The sequence below is a fragment of the Streptomyces sp. NPDC024687 genome (assembly GCF_055559055.1).
In genome coordinates this window covers 206,242-220,274 of the sequence record NZ_JBVHLJ010000002.1, presented here as the reverse complement: position 1 = coordinate 220,274, position 14,033 = coordinate 206,242, and the positions used below count along the sequence as shown (strand labels likewise).

Annotated in this window: 18 protein-coding genes; 10 read left to right on the top strand and 8 right to left on the bottom strand. The window is 71.0% G+C overall.

Annotated elements, in window-relative coordinates; all coding sequences use genetic code 11:
• Positions 1–4 precede the first annotated feature (4 nt).
• Positions 5–955, bottom strand: a complete 951-nt coding sequence (locus tag ACZ39I_RS07410; RefSeq protein ID WP_467243497.1) for an NADP-dependent oxidoreductase — start codon at positions 953–955, stop codon at positions 5–7.
• 71 nt (positions 956–1,026) lie between these two features.
• Between ACZ39I_RS07410 and ACZ39I_RS07405 the strand changes: the two genes are divergently transcribed.
• Both ACZ39I_RS07405 and ACZ39I_RS07400 read left to right on the top strand, forming a co-directional pair.
• Positions 1,027–1,986, top strand: coding sequence for a GlxA family transcriptional regulator (locus ACZ39I_RS07405; protein ID WP_467243496.1), 960 nt, complete (start codon positions 1,027–1,029; stop codon positions 1,984–1,986).
• Between the two features lie 61 nt (positions 1,987–2,047).
• The gene (locus ACZ39I_RS07400) at positions 2,048–2,884 is read left to right on the top strand and encodes a hypothetical protein (RefSeq protein ID WP_467243495.1); all 837 of its coding nucleotides are present in this window, start codon (positions 2,048–2,050) and stop codon (positions 2,882–2,884) included.
• Between the two features lie 7 nt (positions 2,885–2,891).
• Here the strand turns inward: ACZ39I_RS07400 and ACZ39I_RS07395 are convergent, their stop codons facing one another.
• Together ACZ39I_RS07395 and ACZ39I_RS07390 are read right to left on the bottom strand one after the other, a co-directional pair.
• Positions 2,892–3,455 (bottom strand): TetR/AcrR family transcriptional regulator, encoded by a 564-nt coding sequence (locus tag ACZ39I_RS07395; RefSeq protein ID WP_467243494.1) that lies wholly within the window; start codon positions 3,453–3,455, stop codon positions 2,892–2,894.
• Positions 3,452–3,814 (bottom strand): DUF1304 domain-containing protein, encoded by a 363-nt coding sequence (locus ACZ39I_RS07390; protein WP_467243493.1) that lies wholly within the window; start codon positions 3,812–3,814, stop codon positions 3,452–3,454. Before ACZ39I_RS07390 ends, ACZ39I_RS07395 begins: the two co-directional genes overlap by 4 nt.
• Positions 3,815–4,205: 391 nt before the next feature.
• Here ACZ39I_RS07390 and ACZ39I_RS07385 point away from each other — a divergent pair, with 391 nt between their 5' ends.
• Entirely contained in the window at positions 4,206–4,673 is a 468-nt protein-coding gene (locus ACZ39I_RS07385; RefSeq protein ID WP_467243492.1) for a pyridoxamine 5'-phosphate oxidase family protein, read from the top strand.
• Between the two features lie 77 nt (positions 4,674–4,750).
• Positions 4,751–5,143, top strand: a complete 393-nt coding sequence (locus ACZ39I_RS07380) for a VOC family protein (protein ID WP_467243491.1) — start codon at positions 4,751–4,753, stop codon at positions 5,141–5,143.
• Between the two features lies 1 nt (position 5,144).
• On the opposite strand, the gene ACZ39I_RS07375 is transcribed toward ACZ39I_RS07380, so the two are convergent.
• Positions 5,145–5,441: a DUF4235 domain-containing protein gene (locus tag ACZ39I_RS07375; RefSeq protein ID WP_381333306.1), complete on the bottom strand. Its 297-nt coding sequence runs from the start codon at positions 5,439–5,441 to the stop codon at positions 5,145–5,147.
• 1 nt (position 5,442) lies between these two features.
• Entirely contained in the window at positions 5,443–6,480 is a 1,038-nt protein-coding gene (locus tag ACZ39I_RS07370) for a glutathione S-transferase family protein (RefSeq protein WP_467243490.1), read from the bottom strand.
• Positions 6,481–6,572: 92 nt separating this feature from the next.
• Here ACZ39I_RS07370 and ACZ39I_RS07365 point away from each other — a divergent pair, with 92 nt between their 5' ends.
• The gene (locus ACZ39I_RS07365) at positions 6,573–7,544 is read left to right on the top strand and encodes a cation diffusion facilitator family transporter (RefSeq protein WP_467243489.1); all 972 of its coding nucleotides are present in this window, start codon (positions 6,573–6,575) and stop codon (positions 7,542–7,544) included.
• A gap of 61 nt (positions 7,545–7,605) precedes the next feature.
• Here ACZ39I_RS07365 and ACZ39I_RS07360 read toward each other — a convergent pair whose 3' ends face one another.
• Positions 7,606–8,055: a nitroreductase family deazaflavin-dependent oxidoreductase gene (locus tag ACZ39I_RS07360; protein WP_467243488.1), complete on the bottom strand. Its 450-nt coding sequence runs from the start codon at positions 8,053–8,055 to the stop codon at positions 7,606–7,608.
• Between the two features lie 407 nt (positions 8,056–8,462).
• Between ACZ39I_RS07360 and ACZ39I_RS07355 the strand changes: the two genes are divergently transcribed.
• Together ACZ39I_RS07355 and ACZ39I_RS07350 are read left to right on the top strand one after the other, a co-directional pair.
• The gene (locus ACZ39I_RS07355) at positions 8,463–9,662 is read left to right on the top strand and encodes a cytochrome P450 (RefSeq protein ID WP_467243487.1); all 1,200 of its coding nucleotides are present in this window, start codon (positions 8,463–8,465) and stop codon (positions 9,660–9,662) included.
• Positions 9,663–9,674: 12 nt separating this feature from the next.
• Entirely contained in the window at positions 9,675–9,881 is a 207-nt protein-coding gene (locus ACZ39I_RS07350; protein ID WP_467243486.1) for a ferredoxin, read from the top strand.
• 639 nt (positions 9,882–10,520) lie between these two features.
• Here ACZ39I_RS07350 and ACZ39I_RS07345 read toward each other — a convergent pair.
• Entirely contained in the window at positions 10,521–11,072 is a 552-nt protein-coding gene (locus ACZ39I_RS07345) for a TetR/AcrR family transcriptional regulator (RefSeq protein ID WP_467243485.1), read from the bottom strand.
• Between the two features lie 103 nt (positions 11,073–11,175).
• Between ACZ39I_RS07345 and ACZ39I_RS07340 the strand changes: the two genes are divergently transcribed.
• Genes ACZ39I_RS07340 through ACZ39I_RS07330 form a run of 3 tightly spaced genes read left to right on the top strand, consistent with a single transcriptional unit; the run spans position 11,176 to position 13,198 of the window.
• Complete coding sequence (locus ACZ39I_RS07340; RefSeq protein WP_467243484.1) at positions 11,176–11,634, top strand: nuclear transport factor 2 family protein; 459 nt, start codon at positions 11,176–11,178, stop codon at positions 11,632–11,634.
• A 9-nt stretch (positions 11,635–11,643) separates the two neighbouring features.
• On the top strand, positions 11,644–12,171 hold the full coding sequence (locus tag ACZ39I_RS07335) for a flavoprotein (RefSeq protein ID WP_467243483.1): 528 nt from the start codon (positions 11,644–11,646) through the stop codon (positions 12,169–12,171).
• Positions 12,172–12,226: 55 nt separating this feature from the next.
• Complete coding sequence (locus ACZ39I_RS07330; RefSeq protein ID WP_467243482.1) at positions 12,227–13,198, top strand: aldo/keto reductase; 972 nt, start codon at positions 12,227–12,229, stop codon at positions 13,196–13,198.
• A gap of 1 nt (position 13,199) precedes the next feature.
• On the opposite strand, the gene ACZ39I_RS07325 is transcribed toward ACZ39I_RS07330, so the two are convergent.
• Entirely contained in the window at positions 13,200–14,000 is an 801-nt protein-coding gene (locus ACZ39I_RS07325; RefSeq protein ID WP_467243481.1) for a phytanoyl-CoA dioxygenase family protein, read from the bottom strand.
• Positions 14,001–14,033: the final 33 nt, after the last annotated feature.

The following is a 14,033-nucleotide window of genomic DNA, read 5'->3' as shown; positions in this document are numbered from 1 at the left end:
GAGGTCAGTCGACCACCAGGACGAGCTTCCCGGTGGTACGGCCGGTGTCGCCGAGCCTGTGGGCCTCGGCGGCATCGGCCAACGCGAACGTCCCCGCGATCGTGGCCCGCAGCTCGCCCTTCTCCACCAGGTCCACGATCGCGTTCATCCCGGCGCGGTCCGCGTCGACGAGCATCCGCACGGCCCTGACGCCGAGCCGCTCAGCCTCCTCGGTGAACTCGTCCGAGCCGACCGGCAGGATCGACACCACGACCCCGCCCGGCCGCAGCACCCGCAGCGAACGCACGGACGTCTCGCCGCCCAGCGTGTCCAGTACGACGTCGACGTCCTTCACCGCCTCGGCGAAGTCCGTCTCCCGGTAGTCGATCACCTCGTCCGCGCCCAGTTCGCGCAGGAAGTCGTGCTTGCCCGCGCTCGCCGTACCGATCACGTACGCTCCCCGCGCCTTGGCGATCTGCACGGCCACATGGCCCACGCCGCCGGCTGCCGCGTGGATCAACACCCGCTGCCCGGGCCGCAGTTCGGCGTTCTCGACCAGCGCCTGCCACGCGGTCAGCGACACGAGGGGCAGCGCGCCCGCCTGGGTGTGGTCGATCGACGCCGGCTTGTGTGTGAGGGCCCGCACCGGCGCGATCACGTACTCGGCGTGCGAACCGTGGCCCCACGGGTACGGCAGCATGCCGAACACCTCGTCGCCGGGCTTGAAGGTGGCGACGCCGATGCCGACCGCCTCGACGACGCCGGAGACGTCCCAGCCGAGGACGAACGGCGGCTCGCCGAGGAAACCGCCGGTGGCGCGATGCTTCCAGTCGGTCGGGTTCAGACCGGCCGCCCGCACCCGGACCAGTACCTGGTTGGGCCGCGGCTCGGGGCGTTCGACCTCGATCTCCTTGAGGACCTCGGGACCGCCGAGGATGTCCTGGCTGATGGCTCGCATGGTGTTCACAGTGCTCATGGTCGTCCAGCCTGCCCGGCCACGCCCGTCCGGGAAATGGCACGATTGCCAAGCTTCGATAGGATCGTGCCATGCGACATGTGGAGCGGACCGAGCGGGTCGTGGTGCTGGCCCTGGACGGCGTGTACCCCTTCGAGCTGGGCATCCCCAGCCGGATCCTCGGCGCCGCCGACGGCCGGTACGAGGTGCTGACCTGCAGTGTCGACGGCCAACCGGTGCGCAGCAACGCCGACTTCACCATCGGTGTCGAGCACGGGCCCGAGATCCTGGCCACCGCCGACACCGTGGTGATCACCCCCGTTTCGCAGGAGCGGATGCCCGCCGAGCTCCCGGAGGAGGTGCGTGAGGCCCTCGCGTACGTCCGCTCGGACACCCGGATCGTCTCCATCTGCACCGGCGCCTTCGTCCTCGCCGCGGCCGGTCTCCTGGAAGGCCGCCGGGCGACGACCCACTGGCAGCTCGCGGACCTGTTCCGGCGCATGTACCCGCACGTCGACCTCGACCCCGACGTGCTCTTCGTCGACGACGGCCGCATTCTCACCTCGGCCGGGGCCGCCTCCGGTGTGGACGTCTGTCTGCACCTCGTCCGCAAGGACCACGGCAGCGAACTCGCCAACACCGTGGCCCGCCGCTGTGTGGTCCCACCGTTCCGGGACGGCGGCCAGGCCCAGTACATCGAGCAGCCGGTACCGGAACAGGGCGCCGCGAGCACGGCCGGGACCCGCGCCTGGGCGCTGGAACGCCTCGACGAGCCCCTGACCCTGGGCGACCTGGCCGCCCACGCCCGGATGAGCCTGCGCACCTTCGCCCGCCGCTTCAACGACGAGGTGGGCATGAGCCCCGGCCGCTGGCTCATCCAGCAGCGCGTCGCCCGGGCCCGGCACCTCCTGGAGTCCAGCGATCTGTCCGTCGACCAGATCGCCGGTCGCGTCGGCTTCGCCACGGGCGCGTCCCTGCGCCAGCACCTGCACGCGGCGATCGGGGTGTCACCGCAGGTGTACCGGCGCACGTTCCAGACGGCGGCGCGCTGAACGTTCCGGGGCCCCGCGGCGTCGAAGGATCATGAAGGCGGGCGGAGTGCGGGGGGCTGGAATGCGCAGAGGGCTGTGGGCGGTGCTGGCTGCCGTGGCCATGACGGTCGTGGGGTGCGAGTCCGGGGAGGGCGTGGTGGTCGAGGGCACCGCACCGGCTACGCCCTACGACGGGCCGATGGACCTCCCCACGAAGGAACTCGACGAGCGCACACAGCAGGCGTTGCGGATCGCCTCCGGGGCCGCGGGCCGGGCGCTGGAGTGTGCTGGGGACATCTACAACGGCAACGGCCCCGACGGCTGGAGCAGGGACGACGGCGGGGACAGTCCGGAGGAGGGGCTGAAGCTGTACTTCGACCTGTTCGACCCGGGCGACCCCCGATCCGGCTATCGCGTCGAGCGCCGGGCGGCGGGCCGCGTGCTGTACTCCTACGACGTCGACGGCCGGACCAAGGTGGCGGTCGTGGTCGCCAAGGACCAGGAGGACAGGCCCGGTTGGGGCCCGGAGACCAGCGCGTCCTGCGACCCGTCCGAACTCCCGGCCGGTTGGACCGCCTCCCACGGCTACGAGATCTGGACCGACCGCGCGGGCCGGCGGGTGCCGACCACCGAGGTGAGCAGCGGTGCGGGGGACGAGCACTGCGGCTGGCGGACGGTGCACTTCCTCGATCTCGGCGGGCGGACGTACGGCCGTGATCCGCAGGGCCTGCTCGAACCGGGCATGCTCACCGCGGCCTACGACGGCTCGGTCACCCTGCCGGTGAACGCCCACGACACCGGATACCGCTACGAGGAGCGGGAGTTGTGGCTGACCGGCGACCGCGGAACGGCGTACGTCCGCACACCCGACGGCGTCGAGGCCTGGCCCCTGCTCAAGGAGCGCGTGGCCTGCAAGTGAGGCGAGTTCACCGGCTGGCGTGCAGGGCGACCAGCAACTGCCACACCTGGTCGGCGATTTCGGCGGCGGTGGCGTCGAGCAGGCCGTGCAGCCAGTCGGCGAGGACACCGGCGAAGGTGGCCGCGACCGCGGAGGCGACCAGCGGGGCGTCGGCGGCCCCCGCGAGCTCGCGCTCCCGCAGGCTGTAGGCCCTCAGATCCCGGTGCAGGACCCTGCCGAGCGGTCCGCCGCCGCCCGGTGTGAGCAGGGACCGGTACAGGGCGGCGTGCGGGGCGAGCGAGGCGAAGAACTCCCCGAGCGCGGGCGGCGCGTGCACCGGGTCGGGCCGCCCGCGCCAGGCGTGCAGCGCCTCCACGGCATCCCGTACGACATCCGCGCAGGCGTCGACGGCGAGCGCTTCCAGGCCGTCGTAGTGCACGTAGAAGGTGGCCCGGCCGACTCCGGCCCGCCGGACCAGCGCGGCCACGCCGACCTCCTCCAGTGGCCGCTCGGCGCACTCCGCGAGCAGCGCCTCCCGCAGCCGTGCCCGGGTGCGGGCCGCCCGCGGGTCCTCGGGTGCGGGGCGGGTCACTGCGCCACGAGGACGGCGGTCAGGGCGATCGCGCCGGGCAACGCCTGGGCGGCGAGGATCCGGACGTTGGCGGTGACGGCGCCGTACACCCCGGCGACGACCACGCACGCGAGGAAGAACACCTGCGCCCGGAACCCGGTCGGATCCCCGGCGACGAGCCCCCACACCAGCCCCGCCGCGAGGAACCCGTTGTAGAGCCCCTGGTTGGCGGCCAACGGGGCGGTGGCCCGGGCCATCTCCCGGTCGAACCCGTGAAAGGACATCCCCGGCTTCTTCTGCCACAGGAACATCTCCATCACCAGGATGTACACATGCAGCGCCGCCACCAGGCCGACCAGCACGTTCGCCAGGATCTCCATCAGCTTTCCTCACTTCTTGGACAGGTGCCCACTATAGCTGGACATCTGTCCAGGAAGTCGCCTTGGCGAGCACGGAGCCGCCTCGTTCACCGCGGCCCTGACCGACCCGGCACGGCTCGTCGTGAAGTCGGCCACGCGCGGGTCGGTGCCCGCCTGGTGGAGGAGTTCCTGGGCTGGGCTGGGCCGGGGCGCAGGGCGCCGAGCAGGCGGAGGTCGCCGCCTACGCGGCCAACGCCGAGGCGATCCGCTTCTACGAGCGCCAGGGATTCGGGGCCCACAGCGTGACGCTGCGGCACGTCCCAAGCCGAAAGGCGGAGGTGGAAACCGGTCCGAACGGCCAGACTGACACCGTCAGTTGATGATCCAGCAGCCAGCAGGAGGACGCACACCGATGGCCGAGCAGTCGCCACGCCCCGCCAAGCAGCGCAAGCAGGACACCCTGCACCGACTGGAGCACGATCAGGACGTCTGGGTCGCCACGGCCCCGGACGACGCCTCGGGCGTGCCGTACCTCGTCCCGCTCTCGTTCCTCTGGGACGGCTCCACCCTCCTCCTCGCCACCCCGGCCACCAGCCCCACCGGACGGAACCTCAAGGCGACCGGCAGAGTGCGCCTCGGCCTCGGGCCCACCCGGGACGTCGCGATGATCGAAGGGAGCGTCGAGACCATCACCCAGGCCGAGTTGAGCCAGGAGGAGGGGGACCGGTTCGCCGAGCGGACCGGCTTCGACCCCCGCCGGCTCACCACGCCCTACCTGTACTTCCGCGTCCGCCCGCGGCGGGTGCAGGCCTGGCGGGAGGAGAACGAGCTCACCGGGCGTGAGCTGATGCGGGACGGACAGTGGCTGGTCGCTGACTGAATCGGCCGTGCCGGGATATCCGCAAGGTACGGGCCGCGGGGCGCCAACACCCCGTGGCCATACCCTTCGGAGGAGACATGGCACTGGTGAAAGCGGGGGTCGTCGTGCTCGACTGTGCCGAGCCCGAGAAGCTCGCCGTGTTCTACATGGAGCTGCTGGCGGCCGAGCAGACCGACGCGACGGCGAACCGCGTGGAAATCAGGGGAGCCGACGGCTTCCGGCTGGCGTTCCGCCGTGACGTGAACGCCACACCGCCGAGCTGGCCCCGCCCCGAGAACTCCCTCCAGGCCCACATCGACTTCGTGGTGGAGGACCTGGACGCGGTCGAACGCAAGGTGGTGGAGCTCGGCGGGCGTCCGCTGGAGACGAAGGACGTGGCGGGGCCGTTCGAGGAACGCGGCTACGCCGACCCCGCCGGACACTCCTTCACCGTGCGCATGGTCACCCCGACCGCGCCCAAGCAGGGCTGAGTCAGTCGCGGCCGCCGTTGTCGTCGGCCGGCCAGACTCCGGTGGAGCGTTCGATGGCTGTGGCGCCCGCGCGGTCCACCGCGCTGCGAACCACGGCGAAGATGGCGCCCTGGACCGCCGCAGCCAGCAGGATCTCTCCCCAGCCGCGGTCACGGTCCAGGGCGTCGGGCGCGTTGTCCTCGTGGCGGATGGCCTTCCAGGTCTTCTGGAAGGCCAGTCCCGCCAGCGTTCCGCTCGTCCAGCCGAGTACGAAGCCGAGGGGCTTGTAGGCGAGGGGCAGCTTCTTCTTCTTTGCCACGTCAATCTCCTTGCTCAGTGGTGGGTCGGTGGTGCGCCGGGACCGCCTCGGCCGTCGGCACCGGGCCCGGCGGGGTCCCGTCGCCGAACGGACGGCCGCCGAGCTCCTCACGGTGATGCGGCGTCAGCCAGCCGGCCAGGTCCGGCCCGAGCGGCACGATGCCGGTCGGGTTGATACCGGTGTGCACCTGGTAGTAGTGCCGCTTGATGTGGTCGAAGTCGACGGTGTCACCGAAGCCCGGCGTCTGGTAGAGGTCGCGGACGTACGCCCACAGCACCTCGTTCTCCGCCAGCTTCCAGCGGTTGCACTTGAAGTGACCGTGGTAGACGGCGTCGAAACGCACCAGTGTGGTGAACAGGCGGATGTCCGCCTCGGTGATGGTGTCCCCGACCAGATACCGCTGCCGTGCCAGCCGCGGTGTCAGCAGGTCGAGCCGCCGGAACACGCCCGCGCACGCCTCCTCGTACTCCTCCTGGCCGGCGGCGAAACCCGCCCGGTACACACCGTTGTTGACGTCCTCGTAGATGTCCTCCATCACCGTGTCGATCTCGTCGCGCAGCGCCCGCGGGTACAGATCGGGCGCTCCCTCCCGGTGCAGGGCCGTCCACTCGGTGGCCAGGTCCAGGGTGAGCTGCTGGTAGTCGTTGGTGACGAGCTTTCCGCTGGGAATGTCCACGAGCGCGGGCACGCTCACCCCGCCGGGATAGTCGCGCTCCCGCTTGTCGTAGGCCTCGCTGAGGTAGCGGATGCCGAGCACCGGGTCGCGGCCCTCCGGGTCCAGGGTGAAACGCCAGCTGCGGTCGTCCTGGATCGGGTCGGCGATCGCCATCGAGAGCGCGTCCTCGAGCCCGAGCAGCCGTCGCGAGATCACCGCCCGGCTCGCCCAGGGGCACGCGCGGCTGACCACCAGGCGGTAGCGGCCGGCCTCCACCGGCCAGCCGTCCCGGCCGTCGGCGGTGACCCGGTCCGCGAAGTGGCTCTTGGACCGCTTGAACGCCTTGTGGCCGTACGCGCTGTTGCCGTCGTCGGCGCTGCCCATGCTTCCTCCTGTCTGACGCCTGTCCTGGACGCGTTCCCCGTTTTCCGGAATCGGCACGGTGTGAGTGCCCGGTAGGCGGGCAATCGCCGTGGGTGAGCGGGACAACGACGAACGACAAAGCGGACCGGAAGACACGCGTCACCGTGCTGGTGGCACTCGCGGCGAATCTGGTGATCGCCGTGGCCAAGGCAGTGGGCGGGCTTTTCGCGGGCTCGCCCGCGCTGCTGTCGGAGGCGGCGCACTCCGTCGCGGACAGCCTCAACGAGGTCTTCCTGCTGGCCGCGCTGCGCCGCAGCCGCCGCCCTGCCGACCGGCGCCATCCCTTCGGCTACGGCAAGGAGCGGTTCTTCTGGTCGCTGATCGCGGCGGTCGGGATCTTCGTGATGGGCGGCTGCTTCTCCTTCTTCCAGGGCGTGGAGGCGCTGCGCAACGGAGCCGAGGAGACACTCAGCGGCTATGTGGCCGGCCTGATCGTGCTGGGTGTGGCCCTCCTCGCCGAGGGAGTTTCGCTGCTGCGGGCGCTGCACCAGGTGCACAAGCAGGGTGGGGCCGCGAAGGGCATGCGCGACCCGGCGCTGCGCACGGTCGTCGCCGAGGACGGCACGGCGGTGCTCGGGGTGACGCTGGCCATGATCGGCATGGCGCTGCACATGGTCACCGGGCAGGTGGTGTGGGAGGCGTCCGCCTCACTGGCCATCGGCGTGCTGCTCGTCTACGTGGCCTACCGGCTGGGCCGCGAGGCCAAGGGGCAGCTCATCGGTGAGGCGGCCGATCCGGAGTCCAGTGCTCGCATCCGGGCCGTACTGGACGCGCAGCCCGAGATCGACAGCGTGGAGGCGCTGTTCACCATGAAGATGGGGCTGGACTCGGTCCTGGTGGCCGCCCGGGTCGACCTGGTGCCGGGCCTGGACAGCGAGCGAGTCGAGGAGGTCGCCGTACGCATCAAGCGGTCCGTCTCCCGGACCGTGGCCGAGGCGGACCAGATCTTCCTCGACGTGACCGACCGGCCGGCCGAGGAGGCACGAGAAAGCCCCGCCGCGACGGGGGAACGCGGCGGGGCCTGACGCACGGGTGCCCGGCCGGAGCCGGATCATGCGAAGTGGCTGAAGATTTCTTCGAGGGGGGTCAGTCCCCGTCGACGGGCTCCAGAACGAAGACGGGAATCACCCGGTCCGTCTTCTTCTGGTAGTCGACGTACGGCGGGTACGCCGCGACGGCCCGCTTCCACCACTCGTCCTTCTCCGCGCCGGTGATCTCACGGGCGACGAAGTCCCGCTTGACCGCGCCGTCCTGGAGCTCGACATGCGGGTCGGCCTTGACGTTGTGGTACCAGACCGGGTGCTTGGGCGCGCCGCCCAGCGAGGCGACCACCGCGTAACGCCCCTCGTGCTCGACCCGCATCAGCGGCGTCTTGCGGATGCTGCCGCTCTTCGCGCCACGGGTCGTCAGGATGATGACCGGCATCCCCGTGTCCATGAGCGTGTTGCCCTCGGTGCCGCCGGAGCTCTCGTACAGCTCCACCTGCTCGCGCACCCACTGGGTCGGGCTGGGCTCGTACTCGCCCTCAAGAGGCATGGTCTTTGTCTCCTCGCTGTGTGCTTCGGGGTTCCCGCACGTGACCTCAACACCGCCCTGAACGGGAATCATCCCCACCGGGTTCCCCGGGAGACCCGACCGGCACTCCCCGTCGGGCCATCGACCCCTGCGCGTGAGAGGCGGACCGCGTTTCACGGCCACCGGGACGTGGACCCTCCGAGCTCGGCGTGGCCGGATAGCGAGGTCGGCAGGCGAACCGCGGCAGCCGAGTTCCACGCCACGGCCGCCCCGCCGCCAACACAGCCCTCCGCCTCCTCGCCCCACGGCGACGATCTCCGGCCAGATCGCCGCCGCCACCGATCTGGCCGAACTTCTCGTCGCCCTATAGATGCCCGGGGCATCTAATGAAGATCTGCACGACGCACCCTTCGTCTGCGAGGTCTTCCATGACGGAAACGGAACCCGTCGCCTTCCCCCAGGACCGGACCTGCCCCTACCACCCGCCCACCGCCTACGACCCGCTGCGCGCCGCCCGCCCGCTGTCCCGGATCACCCTCTTCGACGGCCGTCCGGCCTGGCTGGTCACCGGACACGGCACCGCCCGCGCCCTGCTCGCCGACCCCCGGTTGTCCACCGACCGCACCCGCGACGGTTTCCCCGCGCCCTCGGCCCGCTTCGCGGCGGTCAAGAACCGGAGGACCGCGCTACTGGGCGTCGACGACCCCGAACACCGCGTCCAGCGACGCATGATGGTCCCCGCTTTCACGCTCCGCCGGGCCACCGAACTCCGCCCCCGCATCCAGGAGATCGTCGACGAACGCATCGACGCGATGATCGCCCAGGGGCCGCCCGCCGAACTGGTGAGCGCCTTCGCGCTGCCCGTCCCCTCGACCGTGATCTGCGCCCTGCTCGGCGTTCCCTACACCGACCACGACTTCTTCGAAGGACAGTCCCGGCGCCTGCTGCGCGGCCCCACGGCCGACGACGTCATGGACGCCCGCGACCAACTCGAGGAGTACGTCGACGAACTGATCACCCGTAAACAGAAACAGCCGGAACCCGGCGACGGCGTGCTCGACGAACTCGTCCACCGGCAACTGCGGGACGGGGAGCTGAACCGTGAGGAACTGATCGCGCTGGTGATCATCCTCCTGGTAGCCGGTCACGAGACGACCGCCAACATGATCTCGCTCGGCACCTTCACCCTCCTCCAACACCCCGAACAGCTCGCGGAGTTGCGCACCGACCCCGCGCTGATCCCGAACGCGGTCGATGAGCTCATGCGGATGCTGTCGATCGCCGACGGACTGCTGCGGATGGCCCTGGAGGACATCGAGGTGGCCGGGACGACGATCCGCGCGGGTGAGGGCGTCGTCTTCTCGACCTCGGTCGTCAACCGCGACGAGGACGTCTACGCCGACCCGGACACCCTCGACTGGCACCGGCCCGCCCGGCACCACATCGCGTTCGGCTTCGGCATCCACCAGTGCCTCGGCCAGAACCTCGCCCGCGCCGAACTGGAGATCGCCCTGCGCACCCTCCTCGACCGGCTGCCCACCCTGCGCCTCGCCGCCCCCGCCGAGGAGATCCCCTTCAAACCCGGCGACACCATTCAGGGGATGCTGGAACTCCCCGTGACCTGGTAAGGGGTCCCGACGATGGGCACGAACATCCACATCGACAAGGACGTCTGCATCGGGGCGGGCCAGTGCGCGTTGGCCGCCCCGGGCGTCTTCACCCAGGACGACGACGGCTTCAGCACGGTCCTGCCCGGAAGGGAGGACGGCGGCGGCGACCCCATGGTCCGGGAGGCCGCCCGCGCCTGCCCCGTGGCCGCCATTACCGTGCCACAGACAGCCGGCTGACCCGGCCGGGAGGGCCGCGAGTCCCGCCCGTATCCGCTCCGGCTCGGCGCGCAGGTCGTACGAGGTGTGCCGCAGGCCCCCGGGGCCTGACGGTGAGCGCGAACAGTGGCCGCCGTCCGGGGGCCCCGCAGCCCCACCGGTACCCCGGGCGGCGGTGCAGTCAGGAGGCCCGTGCGTCCCACCGCAACCGCTCCGGCTTGGCGTGCAGGTCGTACGAGGTGTGCCGCAGGCCCCGGGGCCTGACGGTGAGCGCGAACAGTGGCCGCCGTCCGGGGGCCCCGCGGCTCCACCGGTACCCCGGGCGGTGGCGCGGTCAGGAGGCCCGTGCGTCCCACCGCAACCGCTCGGGCTTGGCGTGCAGGTCGTACGAGGTGTGCCGCCGCACCCGGGGTCTGATGGTCAGCGCGAACAGTGGCCGCCGTCCGGGGGCCCCGCAGCTCCACCGGTACCCCGGGCGGCGGCGCGGCCGGGTCGGTCCGGGCGTGCCAGGTCCAGCAGTCCGGCCGGATCACCGCCCCGCGCGCCGGCCGGGAAGGTCTCCACAACTGCTGGAGCCGTGGCTCCACCTCGCGCCATGACGGCGATCACCCGGGTGTCCCGCAGCAGGCCCTCGCAGTCCCTGGAGTCGATCTCGACCGCTCAGCGGCAGTCCAGCAGCAGCCGGGCCGCTTCTCGCGCCTCCGCCGCAGGGCGGGTGCTGTGTGTGATCCCCGCCGTCACCATGGCTCCCTCGGCGAGCAGGAAGAGCGGCCCGGCCAGCGCCGCGGGCCGCCCCGCTGCGGCCACGAGGGAGGCGAGGTAGTCCCCGAACGCTCTCTTGTGCGCCCGGACCTGGGCCGCCACCCGGTCCGAGCTCGCGCCCAGTTCGCCGTAGGAGTTGATCCACGCGCACCCGCGGAAGCCCTCCTCGCCGAACCACTCCTCCAGCCAGTCGAAGACCGCCAGGACCCGTTCCTCCGGAGCCGACCTGAGTTCCACGAACGCGGCCAGCCGACCCCGCCATCGTCCGTCCCGCCGCTCCAGATAGGCCTCCACCAGCTGTTCCTTCGCCGGGAAGAGCTGGTAGAGCCGCTTGAGCGAGACTCCGGACGCGCCACGTACGGCGTCCATGCCGACGGACTGGATGCCGCGCCCGTAGAACAGCTCCTCGGCGGCGTCCAGTACCCGCTCACGGGCCACCGAACTGTCCATGGACGACCACTCCTTGACGTGAGAACGAGCGTTCTCCTACGGTAGCAGGCGCCTGGAGAACGCCCGTTCTCCGCCCGCCCGGCGCCTCGCCACGGAGGACGACATGACCGACCGCCCGCCCCTGCCGCCCTTCACCCGCGAGAGTGCCGCCCAGAAGGTGCAGGCCGCCGAGGACGCCTGGAACACCCGCGATCCGCAGCGCGTGGCGCTCGCCTACTCGGAGGACTCCGTGTGGCGCAACCGCGGCACCTTCGTCACCGGCCGCACCGAGATCGTCGAGTTCCTCACCGCGAAATGGGCGCGCGAGCGGGACTACGCGCTGCGCAAGGACCTGTGGGCGTTCGACGGCAACCGCATCGCGGTCCGTTTCCAGTACGAATGCCAGAACACCGAAGGGCAGTGGTGGCGGTCGTACGGCAACGAGCTGTGGGAGTTCGACGAGCACGGGCTGATGACCCGGCGGGAGGCGAGCATCAACGACGTGCCAATCGAGGAGAAGGAGCGCCGGATCCGCGGACCGCGCCCCGAGAGCGAGCGCGGACTGTCCTTCCCGCTTCAGTAGGGTTCCGGGGTGACCGATCAGGACGAGATACCGCCCTTCTTGTACGTCGTCGTGTGCGCCGCCGGTATCGCGGCGGATGTCGGCAAGCTGATCACCGCCGCGCAGGAACGGGAGTGGCAGGTCGGCGTCATCGCCACCCCCACCGCCATGAACGGCTTCTTCGACGCGGCCGCCGTCGAGGCGGCCACCGGCCGCCCGATCCGTTCCGCCTGGCGCCGCCCGGGGGACCCGCGGCCCTTCCCGGACCCGGCCGCGGTCGTGGTCGCCCCGGCCACCTTCAACACGATCAACAAGTGGGCGGCCGGCATCGCCGACACCCTCGCTCTGGGCACGCTGTGCGAGGTGGCCGGCCGGGGCATCCCGATCGGCGTCCTGCCCTGTGTCTCCGACGACCTCGCCGGCCACCCCGCCTACCAGGACAGCCTGATCCGGCTGCGCGGGATGGGGGTGCGCTTCGGGCACCCCCATCAGGGCACCGGGGGCGAGGAGTTCGGGTGGGAACGGGCGCTGGATCTGGTCGCGCCCGGAGGATGCTGAAGCGCGAAGTCGTAGGCTCCCCTTCGGACCCCTCTCGAAGGCAGGAGCAGCAACGATGCAGTACGTGAAGCTCGGTTCGACGGGCCTGGACGTCTCGCGGATCTGTCTGGGTTGCATGTCCTACGGCCTGCCGGACCGCGGCGTGCACGAGTGGACGCTCGACGAGGAGGCGTCGCGGCCACTGATACGGCAGGCACTGGACGCCGGGATCAACTTCTTCGACACCGCGAACATCTACTCCGACGGCACCAGCGAGGAGATCGTCGGCAAGGCCCTCGCGGACTTCGCGAACCGGGACGAGATCGTGCTCGCGACCAAGGTGCACGGCCGGACGCGGTCCGGACAGAACGCCGCGGGACTGTCCCGCAAGGCGATCATGACCGAGATCGACCACAGCCTGCGGCGCCTGGGCACCGACTACGTCGACCTGTACCAGATCCACCGCTTCGACCCCCACACCCCGGTCGAGGAGACCATGGAGGCGTTGCACGACCTGGTGAAGGCGGGCAAGGTGCGCTATCTCGGGGCCAGTTCGATGTACGCCTGGCAGTTCTCCAAGATGCAGTACACGGCCGAGCGGCACGGCTGGACCAAGTTCGTGTCCATGCAGAACCACTACAACCTCCTCTACCGCGAGGAGGAGCGCGAGATGCTGCCGCTCTGCGCCGACCAGGGTGTCAGCGTCCTGCCGTGGAGCCCGCTGGCCCGTGGCCGCCTGACCCGGGACTGGGGCACGGTCACCGACCGCAGCTCCACCGACGACTTCGGCAGCCGCCTCTACCAGGAGGGCGACCGCACCATCGTCGAGGCCGTCACCCGCATCGCCGGCGACCGGGGCGTTGCGCGCGCCCAGGTGGCGCTGGCCTGGCTGCTGGCCCAGGACACCGTGGCGGCCCCGATCGTCGGCGCGGGCAAGGCACACCACATCGAGGACGCGGTGGCAGCGGTCGAACTGGAGCTCAGCGACAAGGAGATCGAGGAGCTGGAGGGGCCGTACACCACCCGCCCCATCGTCGGTCACAGCTGAACTAGTGCGGTCCGTGCGGTGCGAACTCCGTACCGCACGGACCCGCCCCCTCGCTCTCCGGCAACGGCACCCGCGCCCCGCTCATCGACAGCGTCCGGTAGTACTGCCCGATCCGCTCGGTGGACGCCCCCACGTAGTGCCCGATGAAGGACCGCCGGAACCGGTCGGCCGTACGGTTGGGCTGCGACCCGTGCACCAGGCTGCCGTTGAAGAACAGAACATCCCCCGGTGCCATGTCGACGGGGGCCGCGGCGAGCCCCGGAGGCGGGGCCACGTACTCCCGCGCGAACGACACCTCGGAGTCCGCGAGTTCCGGGCAGAACAGGTCCATCCGGTGCGTGCCCGGGACGACCTCGAGGCCTCCGTTGTCCCGGTCGATCACATCGCAGGCCACCCAGGCCGCGACACAGGTGCCCGGCTCGACGCGCAGATAGAAGTTGTCCTGGTGCAGCGCCTGCCCCCGTGCCCCCGGCGGCTTGAAGTAGAACATGCTCTGCGCGGCCAGCACTTCCTCCCCGAGCAGCGTCTCCAGCACCTCCCGCAACCGGGCGTCCAGCAGGAACCGCAGCGCGAGGTCGTTGATCTCGTGCGGCTGCATCACGCGCGGAAACCTCCGCAGCGGATCCGCCGACTGACTCGGCGCACTCGGCTCGAAGTGCCCCGGCACCGGGCCCCCGGCGTGCAGGGCCGTGAACTCCCCGCACAGCCGGTCGATCTCATCGCGTGCGAACAGCCCCCGGACGACCATGAAGCCGTCCTCCTGGAACTGCCGCACCCCTGTCCCGATGTCCGTGACTGTCATCTGTCCACTCCCCGATCGGATGTGTTCCACTCG

Excerpts from the sequence above, each read along its gene's own strand:
- ACZ39I_RS07385 (WP_467243492.1), top strand. The coding sequence starts at position 4,206 with ATGGCCGAGCAGTCGCCACGCCCCGCCAAGCAGCGCAAGCAGGACACC.
- ACZ39I_RS07405 (WP_467243496.1), top strand. The coding sequence starts at position 1,027 with ATGCGACATGTGGAGCGGACCGAGCGGGTCGTGGTGCTGGCCCTGGAC.
- ACZ39I_RS07345 (WP_467243485.1), bottom strand. The coding sequence starts at position 11,072 with ATGGACAGTTCGGTGGCCCGTGAGCGGGTACTGGACGCCGCCGAGGAG.
- ACZ39I_RS07400 (WP_467243495.1), top strand. The coding sequence starts at position 2,048 with ATGCGCAGAGGGCTGTGGGCGGTGCTGGCTGCCGTGGCCATGACGGTC.
- ACZ39I_RS07355 (WP_467243487.1), top strand. The coding sequence starts at position 8,463 with ATGACGGAAACGGAACCCGTCGCCTTCCCCCAGGACCGGACCTGCCCC.
- ACZ39I_RS07390 (WP_467243493.1), bottom strand. The coding sequence starts at position 3,814 with ATGGAGATCCTGGCGAACGTGCTGGTCGGCCTGGTGGCGGCGCTGCAT.
- ACZ39I_RS07370 (WP_467243490.1), bottom strand. The coding sequence starts at position 6,480 with ATGGGCAGCGCCGACGACGGCAACAGCGCGTACGGCCACAAGGCGTTC.
- ACZ39I_RS07330 (WP_467243482.1), top strand. The coding sequence starts at position 12,227 with ATGCAGTACGTGAAGCTCGGTTCGACGGGCCTGGACGTCTCGCGGATC.
- ACZ39I_RS07360 (WP_467243488.1), bottom strand. The coding sequence starts at position 8,055 with ATGCCTCTTGAGGGCGAGTACGAGCCCAGCCCGACCCAGTGGGTGCGC.
- ACZ39I_RS07325 (WP_467243481.1), bottom strand. The coding sequence starts at position 14,000 with ATGACAGTCACGGACATCGGGACAGGGGTGCGGCAGTTCCAGGAGGAC.
- ACZ39I_RS07340 (WP_467243484.1), top strand. The coding sequence starts at position 11,176 with ATGACCGACCGCCCGCCCCTGCCGCCCTTCACCCGCGAGAGTGCCGCC.
- ACZ39I_RS07380 (WP_467243491.1), top strand. The coding sequence starts at position 4,751 with ATGGCACTGGTGAAAGCGGGGGTCGTCGTGCTCGACTGTGCCGAGCCC.
- ACZ39I_RS07410 (WP_467243497.1), bottom strand. The coding sequence starts at position 955 with ATGAGCACTGTGAACACCATGCGAGCCATCAGCCAGGACATCCTCGGC.
- ACZ39I_RS07350 (WP_467243486.1), top strand. The coding sequence starts at position 9,675 with ATGGGCACGAACATCCACATCGACAAGGACGTCTGCATCGGGGCGGGC.